Annotated in this window: 14 protein-coding genes; 5 read left to right on the top strand and 9 right to left on the bottom strand. The window is 70.0% G+C overall.

The genetic code is table 11. The features are described from left to right. Positions 1-8: 8 nt before the first annotated feature. The 4 genes from hisC to ADK66_RS28565 form a co-directional block, all read right to left on the bottom strand. Positions 9-1061, bottom strand: coding sequence for a histidinol-phosphate transaminase (hisC, locus tag ADK66_RS28550; RefSeq protein ID WP_053660780.1), 1053 nt, complete (start codon positions 1059-1061; stop codon positions 9-11). Next, complete coding sequence (locus ADK66_RS28555; protein ID WP_231640232.1) at positions 1058-2353, bottom strand: ATP-grasp domain-containing protein; 1296 nt, start codon at positions 2351-2353, stop codon at positions 1058-1060. The genes hisC and ADK66_RS28555 overlap by 4 nt, the downstream gene beginning before the upstream one ends. After that, a complete protein-coding gene (locus ADK66_RS28560; RefSeq protein WP_053660783.1) occupies positions 2350-3249 on the bottom strand; it encodes a TauD/TfdA family dioxygenase in 900 nt (299 codons plus the stop codon). Before ADK66_RS28560 ends, ADK66_RS28555 begins: the two co-directional genes overlap by 4 nt. A 340-nt stretch (positions 3250-3589) precedes the next feature. Further along, positions 3590-4459, bottom strand: a complete 870-nt coding sequence (locus ADK66_RS28565) for a LysR family transcriptional regulator (protein ID WP_231640233.1) — start codon at positions 4457-4459, stop codon at positions 3590-3592. 194 nt (positions 4460-4653) lie between these two features. On the opposite strand from ADK66_RS28565, the gene ADK66_RS28570 reads away from it, so the two are divergent. From ADK66_RS28570 to ADK66_RS28585, 5 genes are all read left to right on the top strand, one after another. After that, entirely contained in the window at positions 4654-5880 is a 1227-nt protein-coding gene (locus tag ADK66_RS28570; RefSeq protein WP_231640234.1) for an ATP-grasp domain-containing protein, read from the top strand. Beyond that, entirely contained in the window at positions 5877-7121 is a 1245-nt protein-coding gene (locus tag ADK66_RS28575; RefSeq protein WP_053660790.1) for an MFS transporter, read from the top strand. The genes ADK66_RS28570 and ADK66_RS28575 overlap by 4 nt, the downstream gene beginning before the upstream one ends. Then, the gene (locus ADK66_RS28580) at positions 7118-8281 is read left to right on the top strand and encodes an aminotransferase class V-fold PLP-dependent enzyme (protein ID WP_053660792.1); all 1164 of its coding nucleotides are present in this window, start codon (positions 7118-7120) and stop codon (positions 8279-8281) included. The genes ADK66_RS28575 and ADK66_RS28580 overlap by 4 nt, the downstream gene beginning before the upstream one ends. Before the next feature lie 79 nt (positions 8282-8360). Continuing rightward, entirely contained in the window at positions 8361-8783 is a 423-nt protein-coding gene (locus ADK66_RS31130) for a response regulator transcription factor (protein WP_197281667.1), read from the top strand. Beyond that, complete coding sequence (locus ADK66_RS28585) at positions 8695-9483, top strand: NAD(P)-dependent oxidoreductase (protein ID WP_053660794.1); 789 nt, start codon at positions 8695-8697, stop codon at positions 9481-9483. The genes ADK66_RS31130 and ADK66_RS28585 overlap by 89 nt, the downstream gene beginning before the upstream one ends. A 15-nt stretch (positions 9484-9498) precedes the next feature. Here the strand turns inward: ADK66_RS28585 and ADK66_RS28590 are convergent, their stop codons facing one another. From ADK66_RS28590 to ADK66_RS28610, 5 genes are read right to left on the bottom strand one after another with little or no spacing between them, the layout of a single operon-like run. Further along, entirely contained in the window at positions 9499-9696 is a 198-nt protein-coding gene (locus ADK66_RS28590; protein WP_053660984.1) for a ferredoxin, read from the bottom strand. Between the two features lie 28 nt (positions 9697-9724). Further along, positions 9725-10963: a cytochrome P450 gene (locus ADK66_RS28595; RefSeq protein WP_053660796.1), complete on the bottom strand. Its 1239-nt coding sequence runs from the start codon at positions 10961-10963 to the stop codon at positions 9725-9727. Next, complete coding sequence (locus ADK66_RS28600) at positions 10960-17088, bottom strand: non-ribosomal peptide synthetase (protein ID WP_053660799.1); 6129 nt, start codon at positions 17086-17088, stop codon at positions 10960-10962. Before ADK66_RS28600 ends, ADK66_RS28595 begins: the two co-directional genes overlap by 4 nt. Positions 17089-17100: 12 nt before the next feature. Beyond that, positions 17101-17544 (bottom strand): nuclear transport factor 2 family protein, encoded by a 444-nt coding sequence (locus tag ADK66_RS28605; protein ID WP_053660801.1) that lies wholly within the window; start codon positions 17542-17544, stop codon positions 17101-17103. Next, positions 17541-19715, bottom strand: coding sequence for an aminotransferase class III-fold pyridoxal phosphate-dependent enzyme (locus ADK66_RS28610; protein ID WP_157553022.1), 2175 nt, complete (start codon positions 19713-19715; stop codon positions 17541-17543). The genes ADK66_RS28605 and ADK66_RS28610 overlap by 4 nt, the downstream gene beginning before the upstream one ends. Positions 19716-19740 lie beyond the last annotated feature (25 nt).

Raw genomic sequence — 19740 nt, forward strand, 5'->3', positions numbered from 1 at the left:
CTCAGCCGCTACGGCCGGAAGCCCTCGGTCGCCCGCAGGAACGCGTCGTTCTCCTCGGGCGCGCCGATCGTGACCCGCGCGCCGTCTCCCGGGAACACCCGTACGATCACCTTCCCCGCCGCGCAGTGCTCGCCGAACTCGACCGCCCTCGGTCCCAGGGGCAACCACAGGAAGTTGGCCTGTGACGGCACCGTCGCGTAGCCGAGGCGCGCCAGCGCCTCCGACACCCGCGTCCGTTCCCGCGTGGTCTCCCGGCACAGAACACGGATCGCGTCCTCGTTGTCGAGTGCCGCGATCGCCGCCGCCTCGGCCAGCCGGCTGACTCCGAACGGAATGCCCACCTTGCGCACCCCTTCCGCCACCAGCGGCGCTGCCACGCAGTACCCGATGCGGACGCCGGCCAGGCGGTGCGCCTTCGAGAACGTTCGTAGCACTGCCACGTTGTCGTGGGTCGCCGCGAACTCCAGGCCGTCGGGCAGGTCCGGGTCGGTGCCGAACTCCCGGTACGCCTCGTCGATCACGACGAGGACATCCGGAGGTACGGCGTGCAGGAAGTCGCGGAGGGCGTCGCGCGAGACCGCCGTACCGGTCGGGTTGTTGGGGTTGCAGACGAACACGACGCGGGTGGCCGGCGTGATCGCCGCGAGCATCGCGGTCAGGTCGTGTCGTTGGTCGGCGTCGAGCGGAACGGCGACCGACGTCGCCCCGACGATCCGGGCGAGGACGGGGTACGCCTCGAAGGACCGCCACGCGTGCACCACTTCGTCACCGGGCCCGCAGACCGCCTGAAGCAGTTGCTGGCACAGGCTCACCGATCCGCAGCCGACCGCGATGCGGGACGGGTCCACCGTCAGCGAGTGCGACAACCGGTCGACCAACTCCGACGACGTCCAGTCGGGGTAGCGGTGCATCGCGGCGGCGGCAGCAGCCACTGCGGTGACGACCGCGTCGGGTGGGGCGACCGGCGACTCGTTGCTGTTGAGCAGGACGGCACCCGGCGGTTGCCGGGGAATGACGTACGGCGGGAGCGCGGCCAGGTCGGCGCGGATGGTGACGCTCACCGCGCGCCGCTCAGCGAGGCGTGTGGGACAGGATCGGTGAGCCGGTACACCGCGTTCCTCATGGCGACGACCCGCCGGTAGTCGGCGAGCACGTCGGCGTCGGAGTCGCCTGCGAAGTACACCCGAAGGGTGCTGGTGAGCAGGTCCACCGTGGGGAGCATCCGATCACCGGGGCGTAGTTTGGGCACCACCAGGCGGACCGTTGGCAGTGCCGCGATGCTCGCCAGGACCTCCTCGTCGACCGCCTCGACCGTGCCGGTCGCGCTCGTCTCGGCGTTGTAGACCAGGGCCGCGCGCCGCCGCTGGTACACGGTCCCGCCGTGGAGCCGGACGAACTCGTCGGGCCGCACGAAGGAGAGCGCGGTGAGGTCGGCCTGGTTGCCGCCGAGGCACAGATCGTGGAACTCGGGGTCCATGTTGCCGTTGAGACGCGCACCCACCTCCACCAGCGCCGGGCCGTCCGCGGTCATGATGACCTCCGCGTGCGCGGCACCGTGCCGGATGTCGAGCGCGGGCAGGACGGTGTCCACGTAGCGGATCAGATCAGCCACCGGCGCCTGGTCCGGCGCGAGCAGGACGTCCTTGTCGTAGAGCCGGCGGCCGTCGCGCAGCGGCTTGTCGTACCGCCAGATCCCGCACACGTGCCGTACGCCGTCGTGTAGCACGACGTCCACGATGTATTCGACGCCGTCGAGGTACGACTGCATGAGCACCTCGGCATTGGGCTGCTCGAAGAGGTTGGTCGTGCCGAGGATCCGGGTCGCAGCAGCCCTGACCTGGTCGGCGGTTCGGCAGATGGCGACCCCGTCGCTCGACGCCGAACTCAGCGGCTTCACCACGTACGGGAAGGACCCGTCGGCCGTCGCCAGGGCGGCGAGTTGCGCGGCATCGTCGGACTTCCACTGTCGCGCGCACCGGATGCCCGCAGCGCGCAGTGCCTCGGTCATGTGGAACTTGTCGCGTCGGGCCAGGGACAGCCGGGTGCCGTTGCCGGCGAGACCAAGTCGTTCCGCGAGCTGGTCGGCGACCGGTACGCCGCTCTCCTGCCCGGCGATGATCCCGGCGACGCCCATCTCGGCGAGCCGCGCGGCGGTGCGCTCCACGCCGTCGTGCACGATGTTGCCGACGTATGGGCTCAGGTCGGGAGCCGGCGTGCAGGTGAGCCACCGGGGTGTGCTCTGAACGTGCAGGACGGCCGCTCCGGCACGGGCGAACGCTGCCGGGAGGAACCTCCCGGCGGAGTAGCCGTCCACGACGGCGAACAACCCGGTGCCGCCCGCCGGCATGCTCATACCATCGCCTCCGAGCTGCGCTCGGCGCCCTCAGCTCCGACCGGCCGGGGCGTTTTGGCGCCGGCCGCGATGCTGACGCGATGCACGGTCCGGGACACCCCGGGCTCCACCTCCGTGGCGACGTGGTAGGTCGTCGCGGTCCGCCAGATCAGGAGGTCGTTCGGTGTCCACCGGTGGACGTACACGTGGTCGGGGTCCTGCACCAGGGCGTCGACGAGGTCGAAGAACGCCTCGTTCTGGTTGGCGTCGAACCCGACAACGGAGTCCATGTACTCCCGGCTCGCGTAGAGATATCGGCGGCCGGTGTGCGGGTCGGTACGGACCACGGGGTGCTCCACCGCCGGGTACTGCACCGCAACGAGGGCCTTCATCTCCGCGATCGAGAGCCCGACGTGCTCGGCGCCGATCCGCTGCTGCTTGGTGAGCGTGTGCCGGCCGGTCCGACCCTCCAGCAACTGCTTCCAGTCGGTGGGCAGACGGTCGTACACGTCGAATGCGCTGGCGAAGAGGGTGTGGCCGCTGGTTGCGGGCACTCGGACACCGTGCAGCATCGTGTAGGGAGCGGGGTCCTGGGCGAAGGACGAATCCTGGTGCCAGAAGTTGCCGACCCGGGGGATGCCGACCGGCCGGTTCCCCTTCACCTCGTTCGACGAGACGAGGATCTGCGCGAACTCCGGGTGCCGGTACTCGGCCAGCATGAACGGCACCGGGTCACCGAGTCGTGAGGCCAGCGCGATCTGCTGCTGCGGGGTGAGGTCGAGGCCACGGACGACCACCAGCTCAGAGTCGTGCAGGCTGGCCGTGAGATCGTCGAAGACCGCGCCGCGCTCAAGGTCCCGGTAGGTCAGATCGGTGTATTCCACGCCGATGAACGACGTCAACTGTCTCTTGTGCATTGCTGCCTCCGATGGTCGCGGCCTTCGACGCGAGCTGGACGTGCTGCGGTGGCAGTCGACCAGGCGTGCCGGCGCACAGGCGTCCACATTGACCGCACTGAATGCCAAATCGTCGCCGTCGGGCCGGTAGGGGCCACCCGGTCACCGGGGAGTCGCAACTCCCGCCGCCGCCACTCCGCCGCACCGATCCACCCGTCGGCACGGGCACACCGGCCGTTGAGTGACGCGCTTGCCGGTCGAGCCAATAGACGAAGCTTTGCCCACTTCCGGTGGTCCTGTCAACGCCGTACCCGACCCTATGCCGATCGTCGGCGATCGGATTCCGTGGGAGCCGGCACAATCAGCGCCGCGGCAGTTTCATCGCACGGATGTCGGCGACGATGTCGGCGACGACGGGTCGCTCGTTGGGTCGCTTCCAGGCCAGCGCCGCTGTGCACTGGAGGTCTCCCGCCAGCGGCACGATCACGACGCCCGCCCGCGCGTAGTGCTGCTCCGTGCTCTCCGAGAGCAACGCGACGCCGGCGCCGGCCGACACGAGTTCGAGGGTCTCCTCCAGCGACCCGGAGCTGACCGTTCCGAGCGGGGTCACATCGAGGATCTGGGGATGCCGGAAGGCGTTCCAGGCCGCGTCCGGTGAGCGCGGCACGACCCAGTGGCGGTCGCCGAGCTCGTCCGGCCGCACCTCCTCACGGCCGGCCAGCGGGTCGGTGACCGGCAGGGCGATCGCTCGCCGATCCGTGGTCACGACCAGTTGTTCCAGGTCCTCGGCCGTGAGTGGCGGCCAGATGATCGCCAGGTCAGTCGTGTCCGAGGCGAGCCCGCAACTGGGGTCGTCGAAGTCGAACCGCCGCAGCTCGACCGGGCGACCGAGACGCTGCTGGGCGATCCGGACGATCTGCCCGGTCACCGACGAGGCGGCCTCCCCCATGAACCCGAGGGTGAGGCCGTGGGGTTCGTCGTCGAGCAGAATGCCTTCCAGCTCGTCGGCGACGTGCACGAGTTGCTCGGCCCGGGACAGGACCCGCAGCCCCCGCTCGGTCAGTGACACCCCACCCAGCTCGCGCTGGAACAGCTTGGTGCCGGCGTGGGCTTCCAGCCGGGCGACAGCGGCGCTCACGGTCGGTTGGCTCACCTGCAACAGGCGGGCCGCCTCACCGAAGGATCCCTGTCCCGCCACGGCCACGAAGGCGCGCACGGACTGGAGCGTCATGACCACGGTACGACAATAGACGATGTCTATCCCCATAGCGATATCTTGGGGCGCGCCGATCCCGGGGGCCGTGGAAGTATCACCACCGAGGCCGATCACTACGCCTGCCCACGTGCGCGAACCTGTTGTTCGGCCTTTGGGACGCCGAAATTAGTCGAGGGGAATCAGCGGTGAAACGTCCTACAGGTGTGTTGGTGGATGCCTACAGCACGGGTAACTTCCTCCCCAGCGCCTTTCGTCGCCTCGGCGTCGCGGTATTCCACCTGCAGAGCACCCCGGAGCTAATGCCGAGCATGCTGGCGCCCGCACGGGACAGCTACGAAGACTTTCTCGTGTACGACAACGAAGAGACAGCGGTAAAGGATCTGGAGAAGATCTCGCCGCTGTTCGTGGTGGCGGGTCAGGAGCCCGGCGTTCCTCTCGCCGACCGGCTCAGCGAGGTGCTCGGCCTCCGGACCAACGGTTCGGCGCTGTCGTCCGCGCGACGCAACAAGTACGACATGATCGAGGTGGTGCGTGCCGCCGGCCTCGTCACGGCCGACCAGACGCTTACCAGCGACGTCGAGCAGGCCCTCGAATGGGCGAACACCGGTGGCCACTGGCCGTGCGTCACCAAGCCCCTCTCCTCGGCGTCGACGGACGGCGTGTTCGTCTGCCGCGACGAGGCCGACCTCCGCAACGCCTTCAGGTCGATCCTCGAATCCAAGGACATCTTCGACATACCCAACCAACAGGTGCTGGTCCAGAGCTACCTGGAGGGCACCGAGTACATCGTCGACACGGTGAGCGCGGACGGTCACGCGTATGTGTGCGGCGTCTGGCGCTACGACAAGCAGCTCCTGCCCAACGGCAAGCCGATCTACAACCGCGATGTGCTGATGAACGCCGACGATCCGGTGTGCGGCCCGCTGATCGCGTACACGCGGAAGGTGCTCGACGCGCTGGGGATCCAGAACGGCCCGGCGCACTCCGAGGTCATCATGCGCGCCGACGGTCCGGCCATCGTGGAGGTCGGAGCACGGCTCAACGGCAACATGCACCCCGGCTTCCACGACCTCTGCCTCGGCGGCAACCAGGCGGATCTCACCGCGCTGGCGTACGCCGACACCGACCGGTTCCTCGACGAGTACGGGGGCAAGGTCTATCAGCGGCGGCAGCCCGCCATCGTCTTCAACACGCCTACCGAGCTGTCCGGCCGGATCACCTCGATCAACGACGACGCGGTGCGCCGGATCCGGGAGCTGCCGTCGGTGGTGGAGCTGACGGTCAAGCGCAAGCCCGGGGACGTCCTCGTCCCCACCCGCGATCTGCTGACCAGCCCGCTGCGGGTCTTCATGACGGCGACCGACGAGGCGTCCCTCGAACGTGACTATCGTGCTGTCGACGACATCCGGGAGTCCGTGTACGGCCTCGACACATGAGGCCGACCCTTCGGGAGAACCTCGCCAGTCTTCGGCCCATCCGCGGCCTCCTCATCTCCGTCGCGGTGGCGCGCAGCTCGGTGATGCTCTTCCCGTTCTACGGGGCCTACCTGGCGGTCACCCGCGAAGAGCTGTCTCCGGCCGGCGTCGGCCTGGTGATCGGCGCGTTCGGCGTGGGCGCGCTGGTGGCCGACCTGGTCGTCAGCCAGCTGAGCAGACGGCTGTCGGAGCGCAGAGTCGCGGTGCTCGGCATGATCGGCGTCGCGGTGTCGGTCGTCGTGGTGGCCGTGATGCCGGGCATGTGGCCGCTGGTAGCGGTGACTGCCGCCTGGGGCTTCTGCTACGAGCTGATCAATCCTGTCTCGTACACGCTTGTCGCGATGATCATGCCGGATTCGCAGCGGCGGTTCGCCTTCGCCGCCGTGCGGCTGGCGGTGAACGTGGGCATGGGCATCGGCCCGGTGCTCGCGGGCGTGCTGTTCAACGTGTCTCCGAGCTTGCTGATCTGGGGCACCGCCGTCGGCTACCTGATCGCCGCCGGCATCCTGGCCCGCGCCAAGCTCGCCGGGATCCAGCAGAGCGTGGTCACCCCGGCCGCAGAGGCGGTCGACGACGCGCCGAGCCATGACCGGCGCGGCAGTGAGGTGAGGTTCTGGTCCTTCTTCGCCTCGATCATGCCGATCCATCTCGCCTACGCGTTGCCGCCCACCATCATCAGCGCGTACGTGATCCAAAATCTCGGCAGCCCGGCGGTGTGGGTGAGCGCCATCTTCGCGGTGAACGCGCTGCTGGTCATCACCTGCGAGATCGGCCTCAACCATCTCATGAACCACTGGCGGCGCCGCACGACGCTGCTGGCCGGTTACGCCTGCGCGCTCGTGGGTTTCGGCCTGATGGGCTTCGGGGCGAATCCCTGGATGCTGCTGCTTGGCACCGCCTGGTGGACCGTCGGCGAGATGATCGTCTTCCCGGCCATGCTGGACCACGTCAGCGCTGTCTCACCGGCCGCCCTGAAGGCTCGCAACATCGGCCTGTACGCCGCCGGTGTGAACGTCGGTGTGCTGGCGGCCCCTCTGCTGTTCCTCCCGCTCCTCGCGGCGACCGACGCCCGGGTCTCCTGGGCGGTGGTGGCCGGCGTCGTCGCCCTCGGCATGATCTCGGTGGCGGCGTTGAGCTCCGTGAAACACCTGTGGACGAGCGATGAGGTGGTGCCGGCCACCCTGGAAGGGACAAGCCGATGAACGCCGTGTCGTCAACCGCCGGGGCCGATCCGCTGCATTTCAACGTCGCCGGTGCCGGCGTACCGTCACCGGCGGTGACCGACGCCATCCGACAGTACCTGGAGCTTGAGGCGTCCTCGGGTCCCTACGAGGCTGAGGCGGCACACGGCGAAGGGCTTGTCGCGGCGGCACGTGCCGGTCTCGCCGGCCTGCTCGGCGCTGAGCCGTCCGGTGTCGCCCTCTTCGACAACGCGACCCGTGCCTGGACGACCCTTGTGGGAAACCTTCCGCTGGCCGCGGGCGACGTGGTCTGGGTGTCGGAGTACGACTACGTCGGCAACCTGTTCCACCTCGCCGAGCTGCGCCGACGTGTCGGCATCGACATCGTCGTCATGCCGTGCACCCCGCAGGGCGACGTCGACCTCGACTGGATCGCGAAGCATCTCAACGACGACGTCGCCCTCGTCTCGGTGTCACACCTGCCCTCCTGCTGCGGGGTGGTGGTCGACGTCGCCGGGATCGGCGCGATCGTCCGGGGATCCCGCGCGCTGTTCGTGGTCGACGGGTGCCAGGCGGTCGGCAACGTCGATGTCGACGTGGCGTCGATCGGATCGGACGTCTACACCGGCGCGGGCCGCAAGTTCCTGTGTGGCCCCCGGGGCACCGGCTTCGCGCACATCTCCGACAAGTACCGCGCCGTCGCCTCGCCGGCCGTGCTGGACGTGCACGCCATGACGGTCTCGGCAGCACTGGACACGAAGGCGCTGATCAGCGACGCGTCGAGCTTCGAGCTGGCCGAACGGAACATCGCCGTGTGGGCGGGGCTGGGCGTTGCCGTCGAGGAGCACCGTGCCCTCGATCCGGTGGAAGCCCAGCGATCGCGGGACCTTTTCGCGGTACTGGAGAGGGAGGTCTCCGCCATGCCGGGCCTCACCCGGCTCGGTCAGGCCAGCCGGAGGTCGGGAATCGTCTCGGTGACAAGCGAGCGGCTGCCGGTCGCCGACATCTACGCCCGCCTTGCGGAGCAGGGCATCAGGGCCTGGGTGGGTCACGGTGCGCACACGCCGTTGTTCGCGCTCGACCGGGGCGCCGACGACTTCCTTCGGATCTCCATGGGCCGCGGGACCACCCCAGCCGATGTCGAGAGACTGGTGACCGCTCTCGCCGACGTGACCCGGTGAGTTCGGCACAGGTGGCACGGCTCTGACCCACAGTCGCATCTGAATCACGGGGGTTCCATTGGTTCTGACCGAGTACAGATTGACAGTCACGACCGTCCTCGAAGAGGCGACGAGCAGGCTCAACCTCTTGACCGAGCGGGAGAAGGACGTCTTCTACGCCCTCGGGTGCGGGATGGCGAACGCCGAGGTGGCCCGTAATCTCACGATCTCCGAACGCACCGTCAAACACCATGTCACCGAGATCATGGCGAAGCTCGGTCTGGAGTCTCGGCTCAAGGTCGGCATCGTCGCCTGCATCACGCTGTTGACAAGTGAGGCCGCCGACAGCCAACAGTCGGCTCCACCGGCCACACCTCCCGCGACACCGCCGGGAGTCGGCGGCCCCGCCGGCACCAACCTGACAGGATGGATCCATGGCCAGGACCCTGGGGACAGTCGCGTTGACAGGCGCGGCCGGCGCTATCGGAACGGTGGTTCGCCCGGTTCTGGCCGAGCACGCTGACCGGCTCGTCCTCCTCGACGAGCAGCCGATCTCCGACGCGGGCCCCACCGAGACGGCACGGATTGTCGACCTACGCGATCCGGACGCCGTCGTCGCGGCTCTGGAGGACGTCGACTGCGTGGTGCACCTCGGCGGTATCGCCGACGAGGCCCCACTGGCCGATCTGCTGAACGTCAACGTGCTTGGCACGTACCACGTGCTGGAGGCCGCTCGTCGACATCGCCTGCGTCGCGTCGTGCTGGCCAGCAGCAACCGGATCACCGGCTTCTATCCGGCTGACGAGTTGGTGCACCCGGACTGGCCGGTGCGTCCCGACGGCCTCTACGGCGTCAGCAAGGCGGGGATCGAGGCGCTCGGTCGTCTGTACCACGACAAGTTCGACACACAGGTGGTCTGCCTGCGCATCGGCAGTATGGAGTCGGCCCCGACCGAGCCGCGCCACGCGGCGACCTGGCTCAGCCCACGCGACTGTACCGGTTTCATCCTGGCCTCCCTGACCGCGCCCGATCCGGGCTTCCGCACCCTGTACGCGGTCTCGGACAACGCCAAGCGATTCTGGGACGACGCCGGATGGGCGGCGATCGGCTACCGGCCCGTCGACAACGCCGCGCGGCACGGATACGGCGACGACCCAGCCGAGGGGGACGACGTGCAGGGCGGCGAATACGCGTCGGCCCCCTACACGCTACGGAACATGTAGCGCCAGCTCGTCCCGTCACTCCTCCCGCAACTCGATCGCCTCCACCGGGCAGACGGACCTCGCCTCCCGCACAGCCTCCACCGAGTCGGCGGAGAGGTCCTGGGCACGTACGGTCGCGATGCCGTCCTCCGGATCCTGGTCGAAGACCTCGGGAGCCGTCAGCACACAGAGACCTGCTCCGACGCACGCGCCGGCATCCACACTTACCCGCATCTCCACAACCTCCGGGGACAGAGTCGGTTCACCACGTCACCAACAACTCGTGCACGCCGTACACGGCCATGTCTGATTTGAACCGGACGGCCTCCAGCGGTGTCGCGAGCCGCAGCCCCGGCGTGCGCCGGGCGACGCCGCCATACACCGCCTCCAACTCGATTCGGGCCAGCGCCTGCCCGATGCACTGGTGGCTGCCGTACCCGAAGGCGAGATGGTGACGGGCCGGCGCGGTGACGTCGAGTTCGTCACCCTGAAGGAAATGGTCACCGTCCCGGTTCGCCACGTCGATTGCGGCGATGACGCCCTCACCGGCACGGACCCGGTGTCCGTTGACCTCCACGTCCGTGGTGGCGATCCGCCGGATGCCGCGCTGCACCACAGTGAGGTAGCGCAGCAGTTCATCAGTCACCCGCGACACGGTCGCCGGTGTCTGGTCGCGACGGAGGTACGCGAACTGCTCGGGATGCTGCGTCAAGGCGAGAACACCGAGGGACATCATGTTCGCGGCGGTGTCGTGGCCCGCCGTCAGCACCAGCAACGCCATCGCCGCGAGCACCTCGCGGGTCACGGACCCGCTGCGCACGTGCCGCGCCGTCAACCGGCTGATCAGGTCTTCCCGTGGTCGCCGGTCACGCTCGCCGATGAGCGCGACAAGGTAGTCGAAGATCTCGCCGCGTGCCGCGGTGGCCTCCGCCAGCGTCAAGCCCACCATACCCATGGTGGCCGTGCGGCTCCGGACGAACTCCGCGTCCTCGTGCGGCACGCCGAGCAGCTCACAGATCACCGACAACGCGGTGGGCAGCGCCACCGTCGCGACGAAGTCGCTCGGACTCCCGGCGGAGATCAGCGCGTCAAGGTGGCCGTCGACCACTCGGGTGATCTGTGCGCGACGTTCCTCGCTGCGTCGGACGGTGAACTCGGGCATCAGCATCCGCCGGTTGGCGGCGTGCTCCTGCCCGTCCATGACGAGCATCGTGGCGCCGACATTCACCTCCGCCGCCGCCACGCCACTGGACAGCGGAAAGCCGGGCCGTGACTTGTCGGCACTGAACCGGGGGTCGGAGAGCACCACGCGTACGTCGTCATACCGGGTGAAGAGCCACGGGTGGCTGCCGTCCCAGATCGTGACGCGTCGGGGGCCGACCGCGCGGAGCGCGCTGGCAGCCGGTGGCGGGTCGAACGGGCAGCCACGGCTCATCGGGTACGTCGGATGGTCGGCCGATTCGGCGACCGCAGCGGTCGCGTCAGGCTGGACAGGGGTCATTCCACTCCTTCGTCCTGAAGATGTCCCTGGCCGTGCAGGTACCCCCAGCACTTCTCGATCAGGTCCGGGCCGAAGGCAGGCAGGGTGACGCCGCGACGGTTGAGGTCCCGCACGGTGGCGTCGCTGTCGAGTCGCGCCCCGCCTCGAACGCCGTCGTCGCCCAGATGGTGCAGATAGGGCAGGGCGGGCAACTCGGTGCCACCAGCCGCAGCCGCACGGATCCGGTCGACCCACACGCTTAGCGGCACCGCGGACGACGTCGTGCCGAACATCCGGTCATGGACCGCCATGAAGGCACCGAGGTCGACGCCGTAGCGCTGGTGGAGGTGCTGCACCGGCATCGGTGCGTCGTCAAGCACCCCGCTGACCACCGCCCGCGCGGCGACGTCCACGGGCAGCAGGTCGGCGCGGGCCGCAGCGCCGGTCGGATAGCACCCCAACCGCCTGGCGGTAAGCAGCAGGCGGCAGAACATGTCGTCGACGTTGACGGCACCGTGGACGGTGTCGCCGAAAACCCGACCCAGCCGGTACACCACCGACTCGGCGCCCTGTGTGGACGCCCTGGCGATCAGGCGCTCGGCCGCCCACTTGCTCGCCGAGTACCCGCGTGCGGGCGAGTGCCGCTCGTCGGCTGTGGAGGACCACTCGTCGACCTGGCGTGCAGGGCCGTCGGCGAACACCGCGGTCGTCGAGAGGTGGTGCAGACGCTTCGCGCGCCCCGCATCGAGCAGGCGGAGGAGTTCGGCGGTCCCACGCACGTTTGTGGGCGCGTTCACCGAATACGGTGACAGGTGGTGTACCCGTGCGCCGGCGTGCACGATGGCGTCGACGTCCGTGAGCGCCTCCCAGGTAGCCGCGGTCGCGCCCAGGGCAGGCGCCGCGAGGTTCCCGACGTCCACCGTGAGTCGTGGATTCGCGACGTCCAGGGCGACCAGGTACCGGTCGGCGACCTCCTGGAGCCGCCGTCTGCCCTCCCGTTGCGAGGTGGCTCGGACCAGACAGCGCACCTCGGCGTCGGTGTGCCGGAGCAGTTCCGCGAGAACGAACATCCCGACCAGTCCGGTGGCGCCGGTGAGCAGCACGTTCCGCGGAGGTACGGCAGGGGTGCCCCGGAAGCGCCACGAGGGGTCGAGCAGGGCTGACTCCTCCGGCACCGCCTGGGCGCTCGCGACGGCTACCCCCTCCCGGCGGCCCTCGATCCGGCTGACCACGGCACCGACCGTGGGCTCTGCGAGGAAATCCCTGATGTCGATGGAGACGCCGGTGACCTCCTCGATCCGGGTGAGCAGTCGGATCAGGCGCAGCGAGTGCCCGCCGACGTCGAAGAAGTCGTCGTCGAGCGATCTCACCTCGGTGTGCAGGATCTCGCGCCAGAGGGCGGCGACCACGCGCGCCGTCGTGGACAGGGTCGGGACGGCCGGCATCGGCCCCTCAGCGGCGGCCCGGTGCTGTTCCCCGCCGGGTCGGTCGGTGCGCTCTGCGGCACGGCGGGCGAGTTCCCTGCGGTCGGTCTTGCCGTTGCCGTTCGTCGGAATCTGTGGCACGGCCATGAACGCCGCCGGGATCATGTAGCGGGGAAGCCTGCGCGCCACGAAGGCGCGCAGCGTGTCGGAGGCGACCTGTCCGACGACGAAGGCCACGAGTTCGGCGTCGTCTCCTTCGCCGGCCAGCACCACGGCGGCCTCGGCGACGTCCGGGTGGCTGGCGAGCACCGTCTCGATCTCGGCCGGTTCGATCCGGAAGCCACGCAGCTTCACCTGGTCGTCGAGGCGCCCGAGGAAGTCCAGATTGCCGTCGGGCAGCCAGCGCACCCGATCCCCCGTGCGGTAGAGCCGCTGACCGCCGACGGCAGGAACGACGCCGAACCGGGCTTCCGTCGCCGCCGGGTCGTTCCAGTAGCCGACGGCCAGACCCGCGCCGCCCAAGCACAGCTCCCCCGGCACCCCGACGGCGGCGAGCTGGCCGAACCGGTCGAGCACGAAGGCCGACGTTCCGGGCAGCGGTCGCCCGATCGGAACCCGGGTCCGAAGATCGTCGGGAAGCACCTGGTGGGTGGTGGCCAGGATCGCCGCCTCCGTCGGGCCGTAGCCGTTGATCACCACGGTGGTGGCGGAGTAGTGGCGTGTGTCGCGCTCGTCGGCGGGTTCACCCGCCACCAGGAGGATCCGTAGCGACGGCAGGTTGGGACGCGCCAGCGCCCGGAGAAAGGAGGGTACGCAGACGAGGACCGTGATGCCGTTGCGCGCGACGAACCGGGTGAAGGCGCCCCGGTCGGCGCGGTGCTCGTCGGAGCAGTAGACCAGGGTGGCACCGCAGAGCAGCGGCATGAACTGCTCGTACGCGGCGACGTCGAAGCCGGGCGAGGTCGTCTGCAGCCAGATGTCGTCGGGCCGGAACGGATGCCGCCGCAGGTTGCCGTACAGGGTGTTGACCACTGCCGCGTGTGTGACGACCACTCCCCTCGGGCGGCCGGTGCTGCCCGAGGTGTAGATGACGTAGGCGGGGGTGTCGGCGTCGCCCACGCCGGTAGGAAGCGGGCTGGCGTCCGGGCCGGCGAACTCCTGCAACTGCCGGATGTCGACAGTGGGGGCGCCGAGGGGTTCGGCACCGAAGAGCTGCTCGACGAGGCCCTTTCCGGAAAGGACGAGGGCCACCTGCGCGTCGACAATCATCCGTGTCAACCGGTCGCGCGGATGCGACGGGTCCAGCGGGACGTAGGCCGCACCGGCCTTCAGGACAGCGAGCAGGGCGACCAACAGCTCCGGCGACCGCTCCAGGCAGACCGCGACGTACGAGCCGGGGCGCAGCCCTGCCGCGCGCAGTCCCGCCGCGACGCGGTCGCTGCGCTCGTCCAGCTCCCGGTAGGTCAGCGTCTCCTGGTCGCCCACCACGGCGATCCGGTCCGGCCCTCGGCGGGCCTGGGCGCGCACCAACTCGTGCAGCGGGCCCGGGGCGGCGTCGACGGCGGGCACCTGGCCGCCGACGGCAAGCGCCGCGAACTCGGTTGGTCCGGCGAGTCGCGCCTGCCGGAGGGGGTCGGTCGGGTGCGCGCTCAGCCACCGGAGCGCGTTCGACAGGTGCTCGCCGAGTTGCCGGACGGTGTCGGCGCGGAACAGGTCCGTGTTGAACTCGACCTCGACGGCGACCCGGTCACCGAGTTCCCGAAAGCCGAAGGACAGGTCGAACTTGGCGGTCCTTCGGGGCGGTGGCGGCACGGCGGTGACCTGGGCGGCACCCAGCCGTAGCGTGCCGCTCGACCGCTGCTGGTAGTTGACGACCGCTTGGAACAGCGGCGCACCGCCGAGGCCGACGTCCTCGGCAACGGTGTGCGTCGGCACGCCCTCCTGCCCGTACAGCTCCAGGCAGACCTCACGAACGTGCCGCAACAGATCGGCGACCGTGGCGTCCGGCGGAGGGTTGATGCGGGCGAGCGACATGGTGACGAAGTAGCCGATGAGGCGGTCGCTGCCCGGGACATCCCGGCCGGCGACGGGCACTCCGAGGGCGAGGTCGTCCCGCTCGGCGTAGCGGGACAGGACGACGTGGACGGCGGCGAGCGCGAGCATGAACCGGCTCACGCCGTGCTGTCGGGCAGCGGCGGCGGCAGCGGCGGTCAGCTCGGCGTCGAGTTCGAGGCGGACCAGGTCACCGTTTCCGGTCGGCGCTGCGGGCCTCGCCAGGTCGGTGGGCAGTTCGAACGGCCCCGGGTAACCGGCGAACCGGCGGCGCAGTGTCTCGGCGACCTCCGCGCGTCGCTCGGCCTGTCGGCGGCGCTCGCGGCGTACGTGGTCGGCGAACTGGAACTCCAACGGTGGCAGCGGGGATTCGTCGAGGTGCTCCCGGTTCTCGTAGAGCGTGGCCAGCTCGAGGAAGAAGATGCCGCACGACCAGTCGTCCGCGACGAGGTGGTGGAGGTTGACGTCGACCATCCACTTGTCGTCGGCGAGGCGGAGCACCTCGATGCGGACGAGGGGCTCGCCCAGCTCGACCTGGCGCGCGGCGGCGGTGTCGATCCGGGTCTGTGCTGCCTGTCGCGCCTCGTCGAACGGCAGGTGCCGCAGGTCGGTAAGGGTGACGGCGGGGCCGCCGTCGGCGGCGCTGACCTGCCACAGCCCGTCCGCGTCATGCGCGATGACGGTCCTGACGGCCTGCTGGCGGTCGGCGAGCGCGCGGATGGCACGCCGCAGGCCGGGCTCGTCGAGTGTGCCGCGGACGATGAAGGTCCGGCCGATGTTGTACCGGCCCGCGCCGGCCAGCCGATCCTCGAACCAGACGCCCTCCTGGCTCGGCAACAAGGGCACCCGCACGCTCGCACCTGGTGCCAGGCGGGTGGTCGGCGAGCCGCTGCCCTGCGCGACGCGGCGTGCCACGTCGCGGACGGTGGAGCCCTCCATGAGGTCCGCGAGGGACAGCGACACACCACACTCACGCCGGAGGTGGGCCAGGATCTCCAGTGCCGCGAGCGAGTCGCCGCCGAGACCGAGGAGGGTGTCGTCGGCCCCGACCACCGGCTGGCCCAGGACACGCGCCCAGATGGCGCCGATCATCCGCTGCGCTCCGGTCATCTCGGCATCGCCGCTCGGAACGCCGGCAGCGGGCACCGCGCCGAGGGCGGCGAGCCGTTGCCGGTCGGTCTTGCCGTTGGCCGTGCGGGGCAGCGCCCCGACGACGGTCACCGCCGACGGGACCATGTGGCCGGGCAGGACGGCTGCGAGTCGGGCCCGCACCTCGGCCGGGGCGAGGTGCGCCCCCGGCACCGGCACGACGAACGCGGTGAGGCGGCCGGCGGGGACTGCCGACACCATGACCACCGCGGCCTCACGAACCGACGGGTGGTCGTCGAGCGCGCGTTCCACCTCGCCGAGTTCGACGCGGTAGCCGCGCACCTTGATCTGGTCGTCCCCGCGACCGAGGTATTCGAGGTTTCCGTCGGGGAGCAGCCGGACCCGGTCGCCGGTGCGGTAGACCCGTTGGCCCTGGCGCGACGGATGCGGTACGAAACACGCTGCGGTCTTGCCCGGGTCCCGCAGATAACCGCGCGCCAACCCCGGCCCCTGTACGCACAACTCCCCCACCTGGCCCGGTGGCACGGGTCTGAGCTGCTCGTCGAGCACGAGGGCCGGACCGCCGAACAACGGCGTTCCGATCGGCACCGACGGCCACGCCTCGTCGTAGCGGGTCATCGGGTGCCAGGTGGCGTAGACGGTCGCTTCGGTGGGTCCGTAGCCGTTGACGACCGTGCAATCCGGCACCGTGGCCAGGACCTCGCGGACCGCCCGCACCGACGCCCGGTCGCCGCCGGACACGAGAAGCCGAAGCCCGCGCAACGCAGCGCGGTGATGGTCGACGACCATCGCCAGCAGCGGTGCCGCTAACCGCAGCACGGTGATCTCGTACCGCACCAGCAGGTCGGCGATCTGGTGCAGGCTCGGACGAGGGTCGGGCGGCAGTACGAGAGTGGCGCCGTTGAGCAGTGCGCCCCAGATCTCGAACACCGACGGGTCGACGGTCAGCGGCGCCAGTTGCAACAGCACGTCCTGCGGCCGTATGCCCAACCGGTCGTGACGTGCCAGCGCCACGACCGAGACGTGCTCGATGAGCACCGCCTTCGGCCGGCCCGTGCTGCCGGAGGTGTACATGGCGTACGCGAGAGCCGTCCCGCCCAGCTTTGGAAGGTCGCGGGTGCCGGCCACCCGGTCGGCGACCGTCGGGCCGTACTGGTCGTCGATCGCCAGCACGTCGATCCCCGGCGGGGCCAGCCGCCGGATCCGCTCCGCGTCCGGCGAGCGCACGAGGACGTGCCGTACTCCGCTGTCGGCGAGCATCATTGCCAGCCGCGCATCCGGCAGCCCGGGGTCCAACGGCAGGTACGCCCCGCCGGCACGCAGGACGCCGAGCAGGGCTGCGACGACCTGGGGCGACACCGTCGCGCAGACCGCGACGAGGTCCTCGGGGGCGATCCGGTGGACCAGGTCCCGGGCCACCCGGTGTGCGCACACGTCGAGGTCCCGGTAGGTCAACGCGTCCGCGCCGCAGCGCAGCGCTACCCGCTCCGGCGACGTACGCAGGACCTGGTCGAATGCTTCCGGAATGCTCACGGCACCGGTGCCGCCGTCCGTCGGCATCGCTCCGACCTCCTAGGCGGGACGCTGCTGACGGGGACCGCTGTCAGTCGGTCCGGCGCTCTTCTGGAGGGCTTCGACCACAGTGGCCGTGTCGTAGAGGTCCAGGTAGCGGACGATCAGCCCGTCGCGGACCGTGAAGACGTTCATCCACTGCGCCTCGTACTCGGCGCCGTTGGCGATCACGTCGGTGCGGCTCACCCCGAGGACGACCACCTCGTCGCCGGCGGCGATGAACCGGTACGGCACACACTCGCGAACCCGGATCAGGCCCCGGACGATCTCGAAGAACCGGTCGAATCCGACCTCCCCGTGGTAGACGCCTGCCCACGGTAGCGACGGCGGCCCGTGGTAGATCCACTCGAACTCCGGGTCGAGCAGCCCTTTGATCGCAGGAAGGTCCCCCTTGTCGAAGAGGTCGAAGAATCGACGCACCACGGCCTCGGGCTGATCGTTCATGTGCCGCTCCTCAGCGGTAGGTGCTCGACGTCCGGTCGGCGGCGGCCACGAAGGGCGGCGAGGCGTTCCCGCACGACGAGCGCGCCGACCTGCCGCAGCATCGTGTACGGGCTTGTCGCGGCCAGCTCGGTGACGCGGCTCGCGAAGTACCGGGCCTCGGCCGTGCTGGCGATCGTGGGAAGGAGGAAGAGGTCGTAGACGACGAACACCCGGGCGTGGAGGATCCACCACAGCATGGTCATCGTCGTCAGCGCGTCGCCGTCCTGGCGTACGAACCGGCGCATCAGGCGAGGTGGTAGCACCTCCAGACGTCCCATCAGCCCGACCACGAACCGACGGCCGATGCTCCTGGATCGCCGGGGCAGGGTGTCGATGCCAGTGGCCACGACGGCGGCGAGCGCCTCGGTCCGGCTCGGTAGTCCGAGGCGATCGACCTGGGCGACGGCGTGCAGCGCGACGTGTGCCCCGAACTGGTCGGCGTGGCGGTTGCGCAGGTCGTCCACGAGGTCCGGTGCGCTCCGGCGGGCCTGCTGGTACACCGACTCGGACACCATCGTGGCGCCGGTCGGAAAACAGCCGTAGCTCAGTGCCTTCGACAACGACACGATGTCCACCTCGGGCAGCCGGCCCTGGAAGGCGAACCGGCGGCCACACCGGTAGAACGACGTCAGCACCTCGTCGACCCCGACCAGGAAGCCGTGGGTCGTACGCTCCCGGGCCACGACGGCGAGCAGCTCGTCGGGGATGGGCTCGTACGCGTCGGAGCTGCCGTGCACGATCTCGATCCAGACGAGACCCACGTCCCCGGTGGCGAGTTCCGCCTGAAACTCGCTGACGACGTCCGGGCCGAAGGGGTCGAGATATCGCACGTTGTCGTAGAGCGGCCCGAAGGGCTCCCTGGTGCGTTCCGCCGCTGTCGCGAGCAGCGAGACCAAAGTCTTGCCGCCGTAGTTGTGCCGGAAGACGATCATCCGGCCGGTGCGCGGTCGGGCGAGCATGGCGAGGGTGACGCCGTTCTCCACGGCGGACGCGCCGCTGACGGCGGGAAAGGATCGGGCCAGCCCCGTCTCCGCGGCCAGCACCTCCTCCAACCGAGCGACGTAGTCCACGTCGTCGTCGTGTCGATCCAGCACGTCGCTGACCAGGTCGTCCGGGTTGTGCCCGTTGACGCCCAGGCCCGCGCCGCAGAGCCCGTCAAGCACCTCGACGCGGCGCCCGGAGTCCAGCTGCACGGTCAGCCGCGAACCCGAGGCGCGTACGACGTGCAGCGCCCCGTACGTCTTGCGGTGCAGTTCCGCCGTGCCCGGATTGACGTGCTCGGCGTAGGCGCGCAGGGTTCGCCCCCAGTCTCGGGCTAGTTCCTCGGACGCCCTGCGGACCGGGGCGTCGGCCGACCACCTGCGGTGCAGCACGGCCATGACCTTGCGCATCGCGAGCGAATTGCCGCCGTAGGTGTTCGAGTGCAGGAAGGCGCGCTTCCCCGACCAGACCGCGAAGAGTTCGGTAGTGCCGACGACCGCCCCGAACGGCACCTCGTGGTCCGTCAGGGACCCACCGACGAGGACGAGATCGGGCTCCACCGCCTCGGCGAGCGGAGAACGCGCCCGGGTGAAGTCGAAGGTGCCGAGGTCGAGTGCGATCGGGACGCCGCGCCGCCGGCACTCGACGGCGAGGCGACCGGCCTGGGCCTCGTCGAGTGCGGTGTCCCGGAGGATGACCCCGCAGTGCTCACCGTCTCGGAGCAGGCGCTCCAACTCGGCGGCCGTGTCGACCACCACGACGCCGGGCACCAGGGCTCTCGCCGGGCCGGCGTCCAGCGGATCGAACCGGCGGGCCAGCATGGGGTCCGGATCCAGCACGACGACCCGGCCGCCATGCTGGTGCGCCCGGTCGAGCCCGTGGTGGCGGAGCAACTTGACCGCACCGTGCAGCGCCTCGAGGCCCGAGTTGGCGAAGAACGTGCGGTGCCGCCGCGCCGGGTCTCGGCGGGTGAGCTCCCCCACCGCCGCGCTCAGCAGGTGGCCCACCTGCGCCGCCTCGGTGGTGACGAACCACGACGGCATGACGAAAATCGGGTACTTCTCCCGGATCAGGTCGGTGAGGATCTGCCGGGTCTCCGGACCGATCCCCCGGCTCCGGTCGGTTGCGTCCCGGTGAGTCGAGGTAGACACGGGCATCCTTTCCTCGTCGGTGCGG

The organism is Micromonospora sp. NRRL B-16802 (genome assembly GCF_001279555.1).
In the GTDB taxonomy this organism is placed as follows: Bacteria; Actinomycetota; Actinomycetes; order Mycobacteriales; family Micromonosporaceae; genus Micromonospora; species Micromonospora profundi.

What these genes read in the sequence shown, in the direction of transcription:
- ADK66_RS28585 (WP_053660794.1), top strand. Translation starts at nt 8,695, where the DNA reads ATGGCCAGGACCCTGGGGACAGTCGCGTTGACAGGCGCGGCCGGCGCT.
- ADK66_RS28565 (WP_231640233.1), bottom strand. Translation starts at nt 4,459, where the DNA reads ATGACGCTCCAGTCCGTGCGCGCCTTCGTGGCCGTGGCGGGACAGGGA.
- ADK66_RS28600 (WP_053660799.1), bottom strand. Translation starts at nt 17,088, where the DNA reads ATGCCGACGGACGGCGGCACCGGTGCCGTGAGCATTCCGGAAGCATTC.
- ADK66_RS28590 (WP_053660984.1), bottom strand. Translation starts at nt 9,696, where the DNA reads ATGCGGGTAAGTGTGGATGCCGGCGCGTGCGTCGGAGCAGGTCTCTGT.
- ADK66_RS28595 (WP_053660796.1), bottom strand. Translation starts at nt 10,963, where the DNA reads ATGACCCCTGTCCAGCCTGACGCGACCGCTGCGGTCGCCGAATCGGCC.
- ADK66_RS28560 (WP_053660783.1), bottom strand. Translation starts at nt 3,249, where the DNA reads ATGCACAAGAGACAGTTGACGTCGTTCATCGGCGTGGAATACACCGAT.
- ADK66_RS28580 (WP_053660792.1), top strand. Translation starts at nt 7,118, where the DNA reads ATGAACGCCGTGTCGTCAACCGCCGGGGCCGATCCGCTGCATTTCAAC.
- ADK66_RS28605 (WP_053660801.1), bottom strand. Translation starts at nt 17,544, where the DNA reads ATGAACGATCAGCCCGAGGCCGTGGTGCGTCGATTCTTCGACCTCTTC.
- ADK66_RS28555 (WP_231640232.1), bottom strand. Translation starts at nt 2,353, where the DNA reads ATGAGCATGCCGGCGGGCGGCACCGGGTTGTTCGCCGTCGTGGACGGC.
- ADK66_RS28575 (WP_053660790.1), top strand. Translation starts at nt 5,877, where the DNA reads ATGAGGCCGACCCTTCGGGAGAACCTCGCCAGTCTTCGGCCCATCCGC.